At 75.2% G+C, this 14,975-nt stretch carries 14 protein-coding genes and 1 pseudogene; 6 read left to right on the top strand and 9 right to left on the bottom strand.

Annotated elements, in window-relative coordinates; translation table 11 throughout:
- Positions 1-112 precede the first annotated feature (112 nt).
- Positions 113-2,161 carry a DUF6541 family protein gene (locus tag Ae717Ps2_RS27575; protein ID WP_075309177.1) on the top strand — a complete coding sequence of 683 codons (2,049 nt, stop codon included), beginning with the start codon at positions 113-115 and terminating at the stop codon, positions 2,159-2,161.
- A gap of 74 nt (positions 2,162-2,235) precedes the next feature.
- Entirely contained in the window at positions 2,236-3,195 is a 960-nt protein-coding gene (locus tag Ae717Ps2_RS27570; protein WP_075309179.1) for an NAD-dependent epimerase/dehydratase family protein, read from the top strand.
- A gap of 53 nt (positions 3,196-3,248) precedes the next feature.
- Here Ae717Ps2_RS27570 and Ae717Ps2_RS27565 read toward each other — a convergent pair whose 3' ends face one another.
- The 3 genes from Ae717Ps2_RS27565 to Ae717Ps2_RS27555 all read right to left on the bottom strand — a co-directional run bounded on the left by Ae717Ps2_RS27565 (position 3,249) and on the right by Ae717Ps2_RS27555 (position 5,904).
- Entirely contained in the window at positions 3,249-4,322 is a 1,074-nt protein-coding gene (locus Ae717Ps2_RS27565) for a decaprenyl-phosphate phosphoribosyltransferase (RefSeq protein ID WP_020626827.1), read from the bottom strand.
- Positions 4,323-4,326: 4 nt separating this feature from the next.
- Positions 4,327-4,908, bottom strand: coding sequence for a phosphatase PAP2 family protein (locus Ae717Ps2_RS27560; protein ID WP_139318874.1), 582 nt, complete (start codon positions 4,906-4,908; stop codon positions 4,327-4,329).
- Between the two features lie 156 nt (positions 4,909-5,064).
- A complete protein-coding gene (locus Ae717Ps2_RS27555) occupies positions 5,065-5,904 on the bottom strand; it encodes an HAD family hydrolase (protein WP_075309181.1) in 840 nt (279 codons plus the stop codon).
- Between the two features lie 66 nt (positions 5,905-5,970).
- Between Ae717Ps2_RS27555 and Ae717Ps2_RS27550 the strand changes: the two genes are divergently transcribed.
- On the top strand, positions 5,971-7,095 hold the full coding sequence (locus tag Ae717Ps2_RS27550; protein ID WP_075309183.1) for a nucleotide disphospho-sugar-binding domain-containing protein: 1,125 nt from the start codon (positions 5,971-5,973) through the stop codon (positions 7,093-7,095).
- 36 nt (positions 7,096-7,131) lie between these two features.
- Here Ae717Ps2_RS27550 and Ae717Ps2_RS27545 read toward each other — a convergent pair whose 3' ends face one another.
- Genes Ae717Ps2_RS27545 through Ae717Ps2_RS27535 form a run of 3 tightly spaced genes read right to left on the bottom strand, consistent with a single transcriptional unit; the run spans position 7,132 to position 9,582 of the window.
- Positions 7,132-7,584, bottom strand: coding sequence for a DUF350 domain-containing protein (locus Ae717Ps2_RS27545; RefSeq protein WP_020625029.1), 453 nt, complete (start codon positions 7,582-7,584; stop codon positions 7,132-7,134).
- A gap of 53 nt (positions 7,585-7,637) precedes the next feature.
- Complete coding sequence (locus Ae717Ps2_RS27540) at positions 7,638-8,804, bottom strand: glutathionylspermidine synthase family protein (RefSeq protein WP_075334055.1); 1,167 nt, start codon at positions 8,802-8,804, stop codon at positions 7,638-7,640.
- A gap of 4 nt (positions 8,805-8,808) precedes the next feature.
- Positions 8,809-9,582, bottom strand: coding sequence for a hypothetical protein (locus Ae717Ps2_RS27535; protein ID WP_020625027.1), 774 nt, complete (start codon positions 9,580-9,582; stop codon positions 8,809-8,811).
- A 243-nt stretch (positions 9,583-9,825) separates the two neighbouring features.
- On the opposite strand from Ae717Ps2_RS27535, the gene Ae717Ps2_RS27530 reads away from it, so the two are divergent.
- A complete protein-coding gene (locus Ae717Ps2_RS27530) occupies positions 9,826-11,097 on the top strand; it encodes a septum formation family protein (protein WP_075334054.1) in 1,272 nt (423 codons plus the stop codon).
- 1 nt (position 11,098) lies between these two features.
- On the top strand, positions 11,099-11,449 hold the full coding sequence (locus Ae717Ps2_RS27525; protein ID WP_198932241.1) for a metallopeptidase family protein: 351 nt from the start codon (positions 11,099-11,101) through the stop codon (positions 11,447-11,449).
- Between the two features lie 173 nt (positions 11,450-11,622).
- On the opposite strand, the pseudogene Ae717Ps2_RS27520 reads toward Ae717Ps2_RS27525, so the two are convergent.
- The 3 genes and pseudogenes from Ae717Ps2_RS27520 to Ae717Ps2_RS27510 all read right to left on the bottom strand — a co-directional run.
- Positions 11,623-12,099: pseudogene (locus Ae717Ps2_RS27520) on the bottom strand (histidine phosphatase family protein); the annotation flags it as partial.
- Between the two features lie 104 nt (positions 12,100-12,203).
- On the bottom strand, positions 12,204-13,151 hold the full coding sequence (pheA, locus tag Ae717Ps2_RS27515; RefSeq protein ID WP_075334052.1) for a prephenate dehydratase: 948 nt from the start codon (positions 13,149-13,151) through the stop codon (positions 12,204-12,206).
- A gap of 14 nt (positions 13,152-13,165) precedes the next feature.
- Positions 13,166-14,074 carry a hypothetical protein gene (locus tag Ae717Ps2_RS27510; protein WP_020625022.1) on the bottom strand — a complete coding sequence of 303 codons (909 nt, stop codon included), beginning with the start codon at positions 14,072-14,074 and terminating at the stop codon, positions 13,166-13,168.
- Positions 14,075-14,202: 128 nt separating this feature from the next.
- On the opposite strand from Ae717Ps2_RS27510, the gene Ae717Ps2_RS27505 reads away from it, so the two are divergent.
- Positions 14,203-14,970 carry a DUF2470 domain-containing protein gene (locus Ae717Ps2_RS27505; protein WP_060713812.1) on the top strand — a complete coding sequence of 256 codons (768 nt, stop codon included), beginning with the start codon at positions 14,203-14,205 and terminating at the stop codon, positions 14,968-14,970.
- Positions 14,971-14,975: the final 5 nt, after the last annotated feature.

Raw genomic sequence — 14,975 nt, 5'->3', positions numbered from 1 at the left:
GACACGATCCGGTCGCGGACGGTGACACGGCGACCGCGCGTCCCGCCGCGCGGCACGACGCTCGTAGGGTGCGCCGGATGCGGCTGCCGATCGACGACGCGCGGAGCCGGGGATGACGTGGGCACAGGCCGTCCCCGTGGCCCTGGTGACCGCGGCCTGGTGCGTCCTGCCCGGGGCGCTCGTCGCCCGCGCCGCGGGACTGCGCGGAGCGGTCTGCTGGGGCGCCGGGCCGCTGGTGTCGGTCGCGCTGATCGCGACCACCGCCGTGCTGGCCGGGCGGGCCGGGGTGCCGTGGGGACCGTGGCCGGTGCTGGGTGTCACCGCGGTGCTCGCGCTGCTGTGCGCCGCGGTGACCGCGGGGCTCCGGCGGCGGGCGGGCCGGTCCCGGTCCGGACCGGGTGACGACGCGGGCGATCCCGCCGGCCGTCCGCCGTTCCTGCTGCGCACGGGACCCGACGGCCCCCTCGGCGGGATCGCGCTGGCGGTCGGCGTGGCCGTCACCGTCGCGATCGGCTGGCTGACCGTGGTGCTCGCGTTCGGCCCCGTCGACGCGGTCTCCCCGACCTACGACGCGATCTACCACTACAGCGCGGTCGCCCGGATCCTGCAGACCGGCGACGCGTCGTCACTGACGCTGGGCGAGCTGAACAGCCCCGGCGTGCCGTCGGCCTACCCCGCCGCCTGGCACGACGTCGTCTCGCTCGTCGTGGCGAGCACCGGCGCGTCGATCCCGGCCGCGTCGAACCTCGCCGCGTTCGCCGCCGCGGCCGTCGTGTGGCCGCTGTCCTGCACGCTGCTCGTCCGCCAGATCGTCGGGCGCCGGGCCGGTGCCCTGCTGGTCACCCCGGTGCTCGCGACGGCGTTCACCGCGATGCCGTGGCTGCTGATGAACTGGGGCGTCCTGTGGCCCAACCTGCTCGGGCTGGCGCTGGTGCCCGCCGGGCTGGCCGCCGTGGTGACCGTGCTGGGTCTGACCCGGGACAGCGTGGTCGGCCGGGCCCGGGCGCTGCTGCTCGGTGCGACGACCGTCCCGGCGCTGGCGCTCGCCCATCCGAACGCCGCGGTCAGCCTGCTCGTGCTGGGCCTGTCCCCGGTGGCGGTCGCGGCCGGGGTCAGCGCGGTCCGGCACGTGCGCGAGCGCCGGTTCGCCACGGCGGCCCTCGGCCCGGCGGGTGCGCTCGCCGCGGTCGCCGCCGTGGTGTGGCTGCTGGCGTGGTCGCCCTTCCTCGCCAGCGTCCGGATGTTCGACTGGCAGGCCTCGATGGGGGCTCGCGAGGCGTTGACCGGTGTGCTGTGGAACGGGACGAACAAGCGGCCCGAGCTGGTCGTGGTGTCGGTGCTGGTCGTGGTCGGCGCCGTCCTGGCGCTGCGGCAGGCCCGCACCGCGTGGCTGGTGCCGGCCCACCTGACCTCGGCGCTGCTCTACACCCTCGCCGTCGCCCGGGAGGGCGACCTGGTCACCGCGCTGACCGGAGCCTGGTACAACGACTCGCACCGGCTCGCCGCGATGGTCCCGATCACCGGGGTGCCGCTGGCGACGCTGGGTGTGCTCGGCGCGGCGGGCCTGGTGGTCCGTGCGGTGACCGCGGTGCGGCAGGCGGAGACCACCCCGGAGCGACGACAGCTGACGGCCGTCCCGGTCGTCGCCGTCCTCGCCGCGGCGCTGGTCCTGCTCACCGACGGGTTCCGCATCGGCGTGCACGCCGCCGTGATCGCCGACGCCTACCGCTACGAGACCGGCCGGGTGCTGCAGCCCGGCCAGCGGGAGTTCCTGGAGGCGGCGGGCCGGGCGACCGAACCGGGCGCCATCGTCGCGGCGAACCCGTGGACCGGCAACGGCCTGCTCTACCCGCTGACCGGGCGCGGGGTGCTCTTCCCGCACCTATCCGGGACCTGGACGCCCGACCAGGAGCTGATCCGGCTGCGGCTGCACGACGCCGCCCGCGACCCCGTCGTCTGTCCCGCGGTGCGGGCCACCGGCGTCGGCTACGTCATCGACGGCCCGGTCACCTGGTGGCCGTGGGACGCGCGGGCCGACACCTATCCCGGGCTGTCCGAGATCGACCGTGCACCCGGGTTCGAGTCCGTCCTCTCCGGCGGCGGCAGCACGCTCTACCGGATCACCGCCTGCGGCACGGAGCCCGCCCGCTCCACCGGCTGAGGCGCCCGGGGCACCCGCGGTTACCGTGTGCCGCAGCCGGGTGCACACACCGTCCGCCCCGGAGGAAGGCAGGTATGCGCGCGCTCGTCACCGGCGGAGCCGGCTTCATCGGCTCCACCCTGGTCGAGTCCCTGCTCGCCCGCGGCGACGACGTCCTCGTCGTCGACGACCTCTCCGCCGGGACGCGGGACAACCTCGCCCCGGGCGTCACGGTGGCCGAGCTCGACATCCGCGACACCGCCGCGCTCACCGCGCTCGGCGCGCAGTACCGCCCGCACGCGGTGTTCCACCTGGCCGCCCAGATCGACGTGCGCCGCTCGATGGCGGACCCGGCGCACGACGCCTCGGTCAACGTCCTCGGCACCCTGAGCGTGCTGCAGGCCGCCCGCGACGCGGGTGCGGGCGCGGTCGTCGTGTGCTCCACCGGCGGAGCCATCTACGGCGACGGCGCCCCCCTGCCGACGACCGAGGCGGAGCCGGCCGAGCCGGAGTCGCCGTACGGCATGAGCAAGCTGGCCGCGGAGCGCTACACCCGGTTCTTCGTCCGGACGCACGGTCTGCCGGCACTGGTGCTGCGGTTCGCGAACGTCTACGGGCCGCGCCAGCACCCGGCCGGCGGCGCCGGTGTGGTCTCGCTGTTCTGCGACCGGGCCCGCACCGGGTCCCGGCCGACCGTGTTCGGCGACGGCGGTCAGACCCGCGACTTCCTCTACGTCGGCGACGTCGCGCGGGCGGCGCTCGCGTCGGCCGACCGGCTCGCGGCCGGGGAGCTGGCCGGTGAGGTGTTCAACGTCGGCACCGGCACCGAGTCCACGATCGTCGAGCTGGCCGCGACGATCGGGACGATCGCCGGCCTCACGCCGGAGGAGTTCGCCCCCGAGTTCCTGCCGGCCCGGCCCGGGGAGCTGCGCCGCAGCTGCCTCGACCCGTCGCGCGGGATCGCCGCGCTCGGCCTGCCCGCACCGACCCCGCTGGCCGAGGGCCTCGCGCACACCTGGTCCTGGCACACCGGGCGCCGACACCCCGCGTACTGACGCACCGCGGGCCCGGCCCCCGTGCGGGGAACCGGGCCCGGGAGGCGTCGGCGTCAGCTGTAGACGGCCAGGGTGAGCATCGCGATCCAGGCCAGCGCCAGGACCTGCAACGCCCGGTCCGCGAGCGCGATCTCCTCCGGCTCGCCGCCGGTCCCCCGGTCGACGTCCACGGAGTAGCGCAGCACCGCGACCACGAACGGCACGATCGACAGCACCGACCAGACCGAGTTGTGGTCCTCGCGGATCTCGAACGCCCACAGCCCGTACATCACGATCATGACGGTGGCCGAGAGCGACCAGATGTAGCGCAGGTAGGACGCCGTGTAGTTCTCCAGCGACTTGCGGATCTTCGCGCCGGTGCGCTCGGCGAGGTTGATCTCGGCGTAGCGCTTGCCGGCGACCATGAACAGCGACCCGAACCCGGTGACCAGCAGGAACCACTGCGACAGCGGGATCCCGGTGGCGACACCACCGGCGATGGACCGCATCAGGAAGCCGGAGGCCACGATGCAGATGTCGAGCACCGGCTGGTGCTTGAGCCACAGGCAGTACGACAGCTGCACCGCCACGTAGACGGCGAGCACGATGATCAGCTGCCAGGTCACCGCGAACGACAGCGCGATCGAGCCGGCGAACAGCACACCCGCCGCGACGAAGGCCAGCGGCACCGGGACGATGCCGGACGCGATCGGGCGGCGGCGCTTGGTCGGGTGCGCGCGGTCGGCCTCGACGTCGAGCGCGTCGTTGACCAGGTACACGCCGGACGCGGCCAGCGAGAACGCGACGAAGGCGATCAGGCAGTCGACGAGGACCGGCACGTCGAAGAGCTGGCCGCTGACGAACGGTGCGGCGAAGACCAGGACGTTCTTCACCCACTGGCGCGGGCGCATCGTCTTCAGCAGGCCGCGGGCGACCATCGCGGTGGTCCGCTCGGACGGGTCCATCGGCACGTGCGGGGCGTGCTCGGCGGCGACGGCGGTCGGGGCCGCCTCGTCCTCGTGACCCTCCGGCGCGCCCGCGTCGTCGGGGGCGTCCGGGACGACGGGGGTCTGCGGGTCGGCGGCCCGGGCGACCTTCTCCTTCTCGGAGTCGTCGTGGTCGACCTTCGTGGGGTCGGTGCTGGTCATGCGCTCACCCTCCGGTGGTGGGGTTGCGTGAGATCACGCGTCGCGCGGTACCGGCGACGGCCGCGCCGAGCGCGGTGCCGGTGGCGACGTCGGTCGGGTAGTGCACGCCGAGGACCAGGCGCGACAGCGCCATCAGGCCCACACCCGCCGCGGCCACCGGGCGGGAGCGCCTGCCCAGCAGGCCGCCGTAGAGCACGGCGGCGGCGGTGGTGGACGTGGCGTGCGAGGACGGGAAGCTCAGCCGGCTCGGGGTGCCCACCAGGACCCGGACCGCGGGGTGGTCGGGTCGGCGGCGCCGGACGACGCGCTTGATCCCGATCGAGGCGCCGTGGGCGAACGCGACGGCGGCGGCGGAGCCGAGCCACTCGCGACGGCGGGGACGGTCCAGCGCGGCACCCAGGACGCCGATCGCCAGCCAGCCGGCGGCGTGCTCGCCGAACAGCGACATCCCGCGGGCGACCCGCACGGTGGTGTCGTTCGCAAGAACGCCCTGCACGGACGCCAGCACGGCGACCTCGCCGGTGGGCGGGACGTCGGCGGGCGGTTGCGGACCGGACCGGTCCAGGGTGTCTGCCGTGTCAGCCACGGGTGGGGGCCTCCTGGCGCGGGCGCTGGCACCCGGCTCGCGGGCGATGACAGCCGGTGATGGTACGCGCGGGCGGGGTGGTGGGACGGGCCGGGGCGGGGTGGCGGACCGCGCATGACCGCTCGTCGACAGGCAGGTGAACGCCGCCGGGTGCGCTCAGAACCAGCGTTCCAGGATCTCGGCGAGCCCGTCGTGGGTGTGCGAGGCGGTCACCTCGTCGGCGAGGCCGGCCAGGTCGGGGTGGGCGTTGCCCATCGCGACGCCGAGCCCGGCCCAGCGCAGCATCTCCCGGTCGTTGGGCATGTCGCCGAACGCGACGGTGTCCGCCGCGGTCACGCCGAGCCGGCGGGCGACCTCGGCCAGGCCGGTCGCCTTGGTGACCCCGGGCGCGGAGGCCTCGATCAGCCCGGACGGGTGCGAGAACGTCAGGTCGGCCAGCCCGCCCGCCTTCGGCGCGAGTGCGGTCATCATCTGCTCGCTGGTCAGCTCCGGGGAGCGGATCAGCACCTTCGTCGCCGGGTGCCCGAGCAGGTCCTCGCGGCTGGTGGAGCCGCCGTCGTGCTCGCCCCAGGCGTGCACGTAGCCGGGGTCGGTGAGGAACTGGTCGACGACGCCCCGAACGCCGTCGTCACCCTCGGCGTTCGCGACGCGCTCGACGCCGAACCCGCATCCGGGGAACAGCTCCGCGGCGAGGGCGGCGAGCTCGCCGATCGCGGCCGGATCCAGGGTGTGCGTGCCGAGCACGACGTCGTCGACGGCGTCGTAGAGCACCGCGCCGTTCGCGCACACGCACAGCCGCACCAGGCCCTCGGGCAGCCGCGCGAGCACCGGCGGGATCCAGCGCGGCGGGCGGCCGGTCACCAGCACGAACCCGGCGCCGGCGGCGACCGCCCGCTCCAGCACGGCGACGGTGCGCGGGGTGACCACGCCGCCGTCGTCGAGGAGGGTCCCGTCGACGTCGGTGGCGACGAGCCGGGGCGCGTTCTCGACGATCACACCCAGAGCGTACGGAACCGCCCGGAGACGGCCCCCGGACGACCGCGTGGCGGTTACCCTCGGACGGTGCGTGTTCTGGTGGTGGCGGCCCCGCTGTCGGGGCATCTGACACCGCTGTTGCCGCTCGCCCACGCGCTCTGGGACTCCGGGCACGAGGTGCTGCTCGCCGGCGGCGGCGACGCGCACCCGCTCCCCGGGGCGGACCCGCTGCCGTTCATCGACGTCGCCCGCAGCCTGCGGGTGGGCAGGCTCGCCGCACGCTCGCTCGTCGCGCACCCGGTGACCGCGCGGGCCGAGCTGGCCGGGCGCGGCGGCGACGCCGGGGTGCGTTCGCTGTTCGGCCCGGTGAACGAGGAGCTGACCGACGCGCTGGTGACCGTCGCCGAGCAGTGGCGGCCCGACGTCGTGGTCTACGAGCCCCTCGCCGTCGCGGGGGCGCTCGCGGCCGCCCGGCACGACGTCCCCGCGGTGCTGCACGAGAACGGTCTGCTCGACGGGTTCGCGCTGGTCCGCACGCTGCTGGACTCCCGACCGCTGCAGCGGGCCCGGCTGCGGCACGGGCTGCGCGGGGTCCCGCCGCCAGCGATCGCCCTGACCATCGCCCCGTCGAGCCTGGTCGGCGCGCGCGACGCGCTGGCCGTGCGGCCGGGCCGGGCCCGCGGCTCGGCCCGGTCGGCGCTGCCGGCGTGGCTGAGCGGCCCCTCGGTGCGGCCGCGGGTGCTGGTGCTGCGCGGCGGCGGGCCGCTGCGGGGCGATCTGCAGGCCTCGGCGGTCCGCGCGCTGGACGACCTGCGCGACGACGGGCCGGACTGCGAGCTCGTGCTCGTCCGGCCCCCGGCGCGGCTGCTGCGCCACGGCCGACGCGGTGTGCGCACGGTCGGGCGGGTCCCGCTCGACGAGCTGCTGCCCGCCTGCGCCGCGGTGCTGCACGACGGCAGCGCCGCGCACGTGCTGGCCGCGCTGGCGGCGGGCGTCCCGCAGCTCGCGCTGCCCGGTCCGGGCGACCGACGGCACAACGCGGAGCTGGTCGCGGCCCGCGGCGCCGGGCTGGGCGGCCCGTTCACCGCCGACGCGCTGCGCAGGCTGCTGCACGACGGCGAGCTCGCCGCCGCCGCCCGCGACGTGCGCGCGGAGATCGCCGCGATGCCGCCGCCGCAGGCCAGGGTCGAAGTGCTGACCGCCCTGGCCTGAGCGGCGCCGGGACGCGGGCCCGGCCGGGACGGGCGTCTAGAAGACCGCGACCGCGACGATCAGGCCGAGCGCGACGTGCGCGGCCGCGACGACCTTCGCGACCGCCCGCGGCTCGTCGGACTGGATGACCTCGCCGATGTCGATGCCGGTCACCCACTCCAGCAGCCGCACCGCGGCGACCTGGGCGACGATCCCGATCAGGCCGAACACCAGTGACGACACGACACCCTGCAGCAGCGAGCCGTAGGAGCCGTAGATCGCGGTGACGATGATGAACGCCATCGACAGCATGCCGGCCGAGGTGATGGTCACCGCGTTCGGCAGGCCGCCGCGCACCATCGCCGGGAGCTTGCCGGGCGTGGTGAGGTCGATGGCCCAGAAGCCGATCAGCATGAGCAGGGTGCCGATCACGGCGTAGAGCAGGATCGCGCCGACACCGCGGCCGAGGAAGCCCCAGTACGTGGCGTCGAACGCCTGGGCGAGGATCACGGGAGGTACCTCCGGGAGCGGGGGTGTGCAGGGAGCGGAGCAGAGCGGAACGGTCAGGACTCGGGGATGCGGTGCGGCACGAAGGCCGCACCGTCGTCGGTGATCAGGCCGGCGGTCTCTCGGATGCCGAGCCCGGCGGCGGTGTCACCGACCAGCCAGGCGCCCAGGCAGGGCCGGAACCCGTCGAACTCGGGCAGCGGGTCGAACATCTGGTAGACGAAGCCCTCGTCGCCGTAGACGCCGCCGGTGGCGGTCTCGTAGCCGGGGGCGACGATCGCGATGTTGGCGCCCTCGCGCCCCAGCAGGGGCTTGCGGACGTACTCGGTGAGGATCCCGGGGTTGCCGAGCGAGGCGGGCAGCAGGTTCGGGTGCCCGGGGTACATCTCCCAGAGCACCGCGAGCAGCGCCTTGTTCGACAGCAGGGTCTTCCACAGCGGCTCGAGCCACAGTGTCTCGGGGAGGCTGCGGGTGACGTGCTTGCCGAACTCGTCGGTCAGCATCCACTCCCACGGGTAGAGCTTGAAGACCGTCGACATCGGAGCTTCCTCGATGTCGACGAAGCGGTCCAGAGCGGAGTCCCAGCCGATGTCCTCGATGGACAGTCCGACGGTGTCCAGGCCCGCCTCGGCGGCGGTCTCCTGGAGGTAGCCGACGGTGATGTGGTCCTCGCCGGTGGACTCGGCGCCGGACCAGGTGACGTGCACCTCCGACGACGGCAGCAGCCCCTTCAGCTCGCCCCAGCGTTCGACGAGCTTCTCGTGCAGGGAGTTCCACTGGTCGTCGCCGGGGTGGACGTCCTGCAGCCAGTGCCACTGCAGGATCGAGGCCTCCAGCAGCGACGTGGGGGTGTCGGCGTTGTACTCCAGCAGCTTGGCCGGTCCGGAGCCGTCGTAGCGCAGGTCGAAGCGGCCGTAGAGGTGCGGGTCCGAGCGGCGCCAGGACTGCGCGACCTGCTCCCAGCACCACTCGGGCAGCGCGAAGTCCCGGAACCGCTCGGTGGTGACGACGTGGTCGACGGCCGACAGGCACATCGACTGGAGCACCTCGACGTCGGCCTCGAGGGACAGGATCTCGTCCATCTCGAAGACGTAGTGCACCGACTCGTCCCAGTAGGGCCGCTCGTTGCCCGAGCCGTCCCGGCCGGGGGTACCGAAGGCGAGCCCCTGCTCGGCGACGGTGCGCTGCCAGTCCGGGCGGGGGGTGCCGCGTTCGCGTCGCACGCCCTCAGCTCCCGCTGGACGAGCCGGACCCGCCCGAGGACGACGACGATCCGCCGCCCACGCCGAGACCGCCCCGGGAGATCGTGCCGCTGCGGGTCGCCGAGCCGATGGTCGAGCCGGTCGTGCCGCTGCGGACCGTGGTGCCACTGGGCGGCGGGGAGACGGTCCCTCCGGTCGCGACCTGCCCGACTCCGCCGGCGCCGCCGTAGTTGTAGTGGTACTGACGGCCGCCGCCGCCCAGGAAGATCGGCACGAAGGCGAAACCGCCGCCACCGGTGGACACCTGCCCCTGGCTCTGGGTGCCAGAGCAGTTCTCGTCCGGCACGACGACGCCCTGGTCGTCGACGCAGCGCGCGTCGGCGACCCGCTCATCCTCCGAGGCCCCACCTGAGCCCGCGTAGACCGCTGCGATCAGGGCGACGACACCGACGGTCGCGCCGGCGCCGATCAGCACCCGCTTGGTGGTCTTGGAGCGGGCCTCCTTCAGCCGCACCGCCTCGCGGTCCGCGCGCAGCTTCTGCTCGCGGGCCCGCTTCTCGGCGAGCGTGGGCTCGCGGGGCGTGGTGCTGCCGTCCTGCTGCCGGATCCGGCCGCGCGGGGCCTCGGCGGGCTGCTCGGCGGGCGGGTTCGCCCACGGCGCCGGCGCCGATCCGTCGGTCTGCGGTGCCGGCGCCGGCTGCGAGCCCGACGGCTGCGCGCCGCCCGGTGTCGCACTCGGCGTACCGGCGGGCGGCGTGCTGTCGTCCGGGCCGCCGGCGGTGCGCGGTCCGTCGGTCATCGCTGGTCCCCCATCGTCACTCCTGTCCCCCCGCGCGCACCGTACCGGGACCGACCGACGACCACCGGTCGTTCCCGGATGACGATTCGGCGGCGGTTCGCCCACGACCACCCGGACGAGTGGTCGCGCCACCCCGTCGCACCGGACGGACCTGCTCGTTCACAGCATCCGGCCGACCGACCGCCGCGCCGGGGCACCGGCCGGGTGAAGCCGGACCGACCCCGGCTGCATGATGGGGACGTCATGGATTCCCGCTCCCCCGCCGGCTCCGACCGGCCCGACGCGACCGGCCGCACCGCCGTCCACGGCGGGCAGGGCACGACCTCGGTGCTGTCCCGGCCGTCGGCCACCCCGGTGGTCCCGACCCGTCGGCGACGGTCGTCGGACGCCTCCGGAGGGGCGGGCACCGGGCGGAGCGGGTTCCTCGGGGCCCGCCGGGTCGGGATCGGGATCCTCGTCGGCGCGCTGCTGATGCTGACCGTCGCGTCGGTCGACTCGCTGCTCGGCGCCGAGGTGCCGGTCCTGGGGTCGTTCGCGTCCTCCGGGGTCCCGAAGGTGGAGGAGCCGCCGCCGCTGCCGCCCCCACCGGACACCCCGGGCACCTGCCTCAACTGGACCCGGTCCGACGCGACCGACACCGCCGCCGTCGACTGTGCCCGGCCGCACCTGTTCGAGCAGGCGGGGCGGGTCGTGCTGACCGACCAGCCGACGTTCCCGGCCGACGGGGCCTGGCAGAAGCTCGTCGCCGACCGCTGCACCCCGGTGGTCACGAAGTACCTGAACGGCAAGTTCGACCCGGACGGGAAGTTCCGGGTGGGCGCGCTCAAGCCGTCGCAGCAGCGCTGGGACGGCGGCGACAAGGGCATGCGCTGCGGCCTGCAGATGGCCTCGCGCAGCGGGGAGATGTTCCCGATCACCGGGAAGGTCGCCGCGCAGGACCAGTCCGCGGTCCAGCCGGTGGGCACCTGCCTGGCCATCGACGGCCGCACCGTCGGGGACCCGACCGACTGCGCCGGTCCGCACGCCGCCGAGGCCGTCGGGCTGGTCGACCTGGGCACCCAGTTCCCGGACGCCTGGCCCACCGTCGAGGACCAGGACAAGTTCCTCCAGCCCGCCTGCACCACCGCCGCCAACACCTTCGCCGGAAACGACACCGTGATCGACGCCAAGGGGCTCATCGTCTACTGGGGCAACCTCTCCGAGGAGTCCTGGAAGGCGGGCAGCCGCAAGGTCAACTGCAACATCGGCACCCTGCTGCCGGACAAGAGCGGCTTCGCCTCGATCACCGGCTCGGTGAAGGGCAACCTGGTCGTGTCCGGGCAGCCCGCCGGCCCGGCGCCGTCCACGCCCGGCACCCCGGGGGGCGCACCCACCGACGGTGCGGCCACTCCGGCCCCCGGCTCGCAGGCCCCGGTCCAGCAGCCCGACGCCGAACAGCCCGCCGCGCCCGACAGCGGTGCCGGGCGGCCCGACCTCGACATCCCACCCGGCCTGCCCGGGCTGTCGGACAACTGACGTGCCGGTGGTGATGCCCGCCGACCGGTTCGACGAACTGGTCGGCGAGGCGCTGGACCTCGTGCCCGCCGAGCTCGCCGCGGCGATGGACAACGTCGTGGTGCTGGTGGAGCCGCGCCACCCCGACGAGCCGGACCTGCTCGGGCTCTACGAGGGCGTCGCGCTGACCGAGCGCACGGCGGACTACGCCGGCGAGCTCCCGGACCGGATCACCGTCTACCGCGACGCCGTCCTCGACTTCTGCGACGACGAGGAGCAGGTCGTCGACGAGGTCGCGATCACCGTCGTCCACGAGATCGCGCACCACTTCGGCATCTCCGAGGAGAAGCTGCACGAGCTCGGCTGGGGCTGAGCCGCCCGGCCGCTACCGGTGGGTGGCGCGCCGCCCGCCGGGCATCGCGTCCCACACTCCGGGACCCAGCCGTCGGGGTCGCGACGCAGCACGACCCGGCCGGTGTTGGGGACGGGGCGCTCGCGGCCGTAGGTGACGTCGGAGTGGCCGGGCCCGGAGCCGTCGTGCCCGCCGAGCAGCGCCAGCGACAGGACCCGGATCGCCGCCCCGTGGCTGACGACGACGACCGCGCCCTCCGACACGCCGGAGGTCACCGCGGCGAGGTCGGGCAGCGCCCGGTCCCACACGTCGCGGGCGGACTCGCCGCCGGGCATGGCGCGGTCGACGTCGCCGTCCCACCAGGCCTCGAAGACCTCGTCGAACGCGGCGCGGGCGTCGTCGTCCTCCCGGCCCTCGAGGTCTCCGACCGACACCTCGTGCAGGCCCTTCAGCAGGGTGACCCCGCGGCCGAGCGCGCGCCCGATCGGGGCGGCGGTCTCCTGCGCGCGGGTCGCCCGTGACGCGTACAGGCCCCGGACGGGCCAGCCGGCGAGCAGGCCGGCGACCTCCTCGGCCTGGGCGCGGCCCAGCTCGTCGAGCGAGGGGCCGGGCAGCGCGGTGTCGAGGCGGTGCCGCACGTTGGACGGGGTGCGGCCGTGCCGGACCAGCACCAGGCGCAGCGTGCCGTCGTCCGGCGGGACCTGTGCGGTCCGGCTGCCGGTGCCGACGGCGGCGAAGGAGGCGGCGCCGTCGTGCTCGTCGTCGGTCGGGTGGCTCACGTGTCGGCTCCCCGTCGGACCGCGGCGAGCCAGCGCTCGGACGCGGCGTAGTCGTCGGTGGTGGCGACGCCGAGCGCCGCCACGGGGCTCCCCACCCCGGCCGCGGGGGCGGCCGGTGCGGGATCGGATCGCGGGAACGACCCGAGGTAGATGAGCCGGTCGCAGCGACGGTGCAGCGCGGCCAGGGCCTCCCCCATCGCCGGGTCGGCGACGTGGCCCGAACAGTCGAGGTGGAACCAGTACTCGGCGTGGCGGTCCTTCACCGGGCGGGACTCGATCCGGGTCAGGTCGATCCCGCGGACCGCGATCTCGGTGAGCAGGCCGAGCAGGGTTCCGGGCCGGTTCGTGGTCGTCGCGGCGATGGTGGTGCGGTCCCAGCCGGTCGGCGGCGGCGGCGGGCCGGGGCGGGTGAGCAGCACGAACCGGGTGACGGCGCCCGCGTTGTCGGCGATGTCGTCGGCCAGCACCTCCAGCCCGTGCTGGGTGGCGGCGAGCGGGGCGGCGACGGCGGCGTCGACCTCGCCCCGGGCGGCCTGGGCCGCGGCCTCCGCCGTGGAGGAGCTGACCCGGACCTCGGCGCCGGGCAGGTGCTCGGCGAGCCAGCCGCGGGTCTGGGCGATGCCGTGGCCGTGGGAGGCGACCGAGCGGATCGCGTCCCGCGTGGTGCCCGTGCGGCCCATCAGGCAGAACCGGACCGCGATCCGGGCCTCGCGGGCGAGCACCAGCGGCGGGTCGGCCACGAGCCCGTCGAGCACCGGCGGGACGGCGCCCTCGACGGTGTTCTCGATCGGCACGCAGCCGGCGTCGACGGAGCCGTCGCGGACGGCCGCCAGCACCGCGGGGGCGCCGGGCAGCGGCACCAGCTCGGCGCCACGGGACTCGGGCAGCGTCAGCAGGGCCTGCTCGGTGAACGTGGCGTGCGGCCCCAGGAATCCGATCCGCATCCGATGCGTCCTGATCAGTCCAGCAGCCCGAGGGCGACGAGGTCGGCGATCGGGACCGGATCGGGGTCGACCCCGCAGCGCGGCAGGACGGTGCGGACCTGCTCGACGGCGGCCTCGGGCAGCTCGTCGAGCTCCCGGGCGAGCTTCTCGCCGTCGGTGCAGGACAGGGCGTCCTCGGCCGGGTCGGGCGAGGCGCTGACCCCGGTCATCCGCGCGACGGCGGCGATCAGGTTCAGCAGGCCGTGGCGGCCGCGGGGCGTCGAGGCGGACGGGTCCTCGCGGACGATCCGGTCGATGCCCTGCGCGGAGATCCCGCCGGTGCCGCTCTCCAGGCCCGCCAGCAGGAACTTGTGCACGTCGACGATCTCCGGCACGTCGGAGGCGCGCGGCCCGCCGAGGCGGATCTTCGGGGTGCAGCCGTGCTCGGCGACCTTGCGGACGGCGGCGAGCCAGGCGAGCGTGCCGTCGGCGTCGCCCTCGACGGGGCGGCGCGGCTCGACGACCGGGGTCACCTCGTCCGGCACGAACTCCGACACGCGCTCGAGCCAGACCCCGTCGACGTCCGGCGGCGCGACGCACTCGACGGTGCTCGGGGTGAGCAGGCTGGAGCGCGAGAACACCGTCGACAGCGCCTTCGGCACCGCGCCCAGCCCGGTGTCGACGACGAGGGCCATCTCCGCGGGCCGGCTCGGCGCGGAACGGGCGAGCTCGGTGACGACGGCGGGCAGCTGCGACGCGGGGCAGACCAGCCGTCCGACGAGGCCTCCGTAGTGGCCGTCGCGGGCGGCGAGATAGCGCGACACGACGGCGTCGACGCCCGGTGCGACGGTCCTCGGCTGCAGCAGGCTGGTGTCGTCGACCAGCGCGGCGAGCAGCGGACGGATCGGCCACGGGTCGGCTGAGGAACCCGAGGGCACGGTCATCACGTCGACAGACGCTAACGGTCGGGTCACGGAGCGCACGCAGAGGGGGTTGTCCCCCTGTGTCACGCGGCACTGGACAGGCGACACTTCCTCCTGCTTAGGTAAGGGTTACCTAATCGGAGGTGAGAGTGGGAACGACCCGAGTGCGCCGCCCCCCGACGCCCGCCGTCGCCGAGCGAGCCCGCAGCCTCGTCACCCGTGGTGGCCGCGCGGCACTCGTCGGCACCGGTGAGCCGGAACCGTGTGCGCCGCTGATGCACTACACCTGGCCGGACGGCACAACCGACCTGCTGCTGCCCGACGACCACGTGCTCCGCGAGCGCACCCGGCTCACCGCGGGCGGGCTCCCGGTGATGCTCGAGCTGACCGGCAGCACGCCGGTTCCGCTCGACGAGCCGGTCCGGGAGCTGCTGTGGCTGGTCGGGACGCTGCACGAGCCGGACCCGACGACCGGCCGGGAGCGGGCCCTGCGGCTCGCCGAGAAGGCTCCGCACCCCAACCTCCTCGACGCCGGGCGCGGCGCGACCCTGCTGCGGCTGCGCCCGTCATCGGCGGTGTACTCCGACGCCGAGGGCTGCGCACCGGTCTCGCCGGCCGAGCTCGCGGCGGCCGAGCCCGACCCGTTCTGCCGGGTCGAGCAGGCATGGCTGGAGCACCTGGACCGGGCCCACCCGGAGATGCTGTGCGCGCTGCGCCGTCACCTGCCCGACGGGCTGGGGTTCGTCGGCGGCCGGATCCGTCCGGTCGGCGTGGACCGATTCGGGCTCCGCGTGCGGGTGCCCACCGCGACCGGCACCCAGGACGTGCGGCTGGCGTTCTCCGCGCCCGCCGACACCCCCGAGGAGCTGCAACGCCGGTTCGCCGAGCTGGTGGGCTGCCCGGCCGGGGGCCGCTGAGCCGG

This window comes from Pseudonocardia sp. Ae717_Ps2 (assembly GCF_001932475.1).
GTDB lineage: Bacteria > Actinomycetota > Actinomycetes > Mycobacteriales > Pseudonocardiaceae > Pseudonocardia.
This window is presented reverse-complemented; position numbering and strand designations above follow the sequence as displayed.

Coding starts and splice junctions, on each gene's coding strand:
- Ae717Ps2_RS27575 (WP_075309177.1), top strand. CDS start 113: ATGACGTGGGCACAGGCCGTCCCCGTGGCCCTGGTGACCGCGGCCTGG.
- Ae717Ps2_RS27570 (WP_075309179.1), top strand. CDS start 2,236: ATGCGCGCGCTCGTCACCGGCGGAGCCGGCTTCATCGGCTCCACCCTG.
- Ae717Ps2_RS27565 (WP_020626827.1), bottom strand. CDS start 4,322: ATGACCAGCACCGACCCCACGAAGGTCGACCACGACGACTCCGAGAAG.
- Ae717Ps2_RS27535 (WP_020625027.1), bottom strand. CDS start 9,582: ATGACCGACGGACCGCGCACCGCCGGCGGCCCGGACGACAGCACGCCG.
- Ae717Ps2_RS27530 (WP_075334054.1), top strand. CDS start 9,826: ATGGATTCCCGCTCCCCCGCCGGCTCCGACCGGCCCGACGCGACCGGC.
- pheA (WP_075334052.1), bottom strand. CDS start 13,151: ATGCGGATCGGATTCCTGGGGCCGCACGCCACGTTCACCGAGCAGGCC.
- Ae717Ps2_RS27510 (WP_020625022.1), bottom strand. CDS start 14,074: ATGACCGTGCCCTCGGGTTCCTCAGCCGACCCGTGGCCGATCCGTCCG.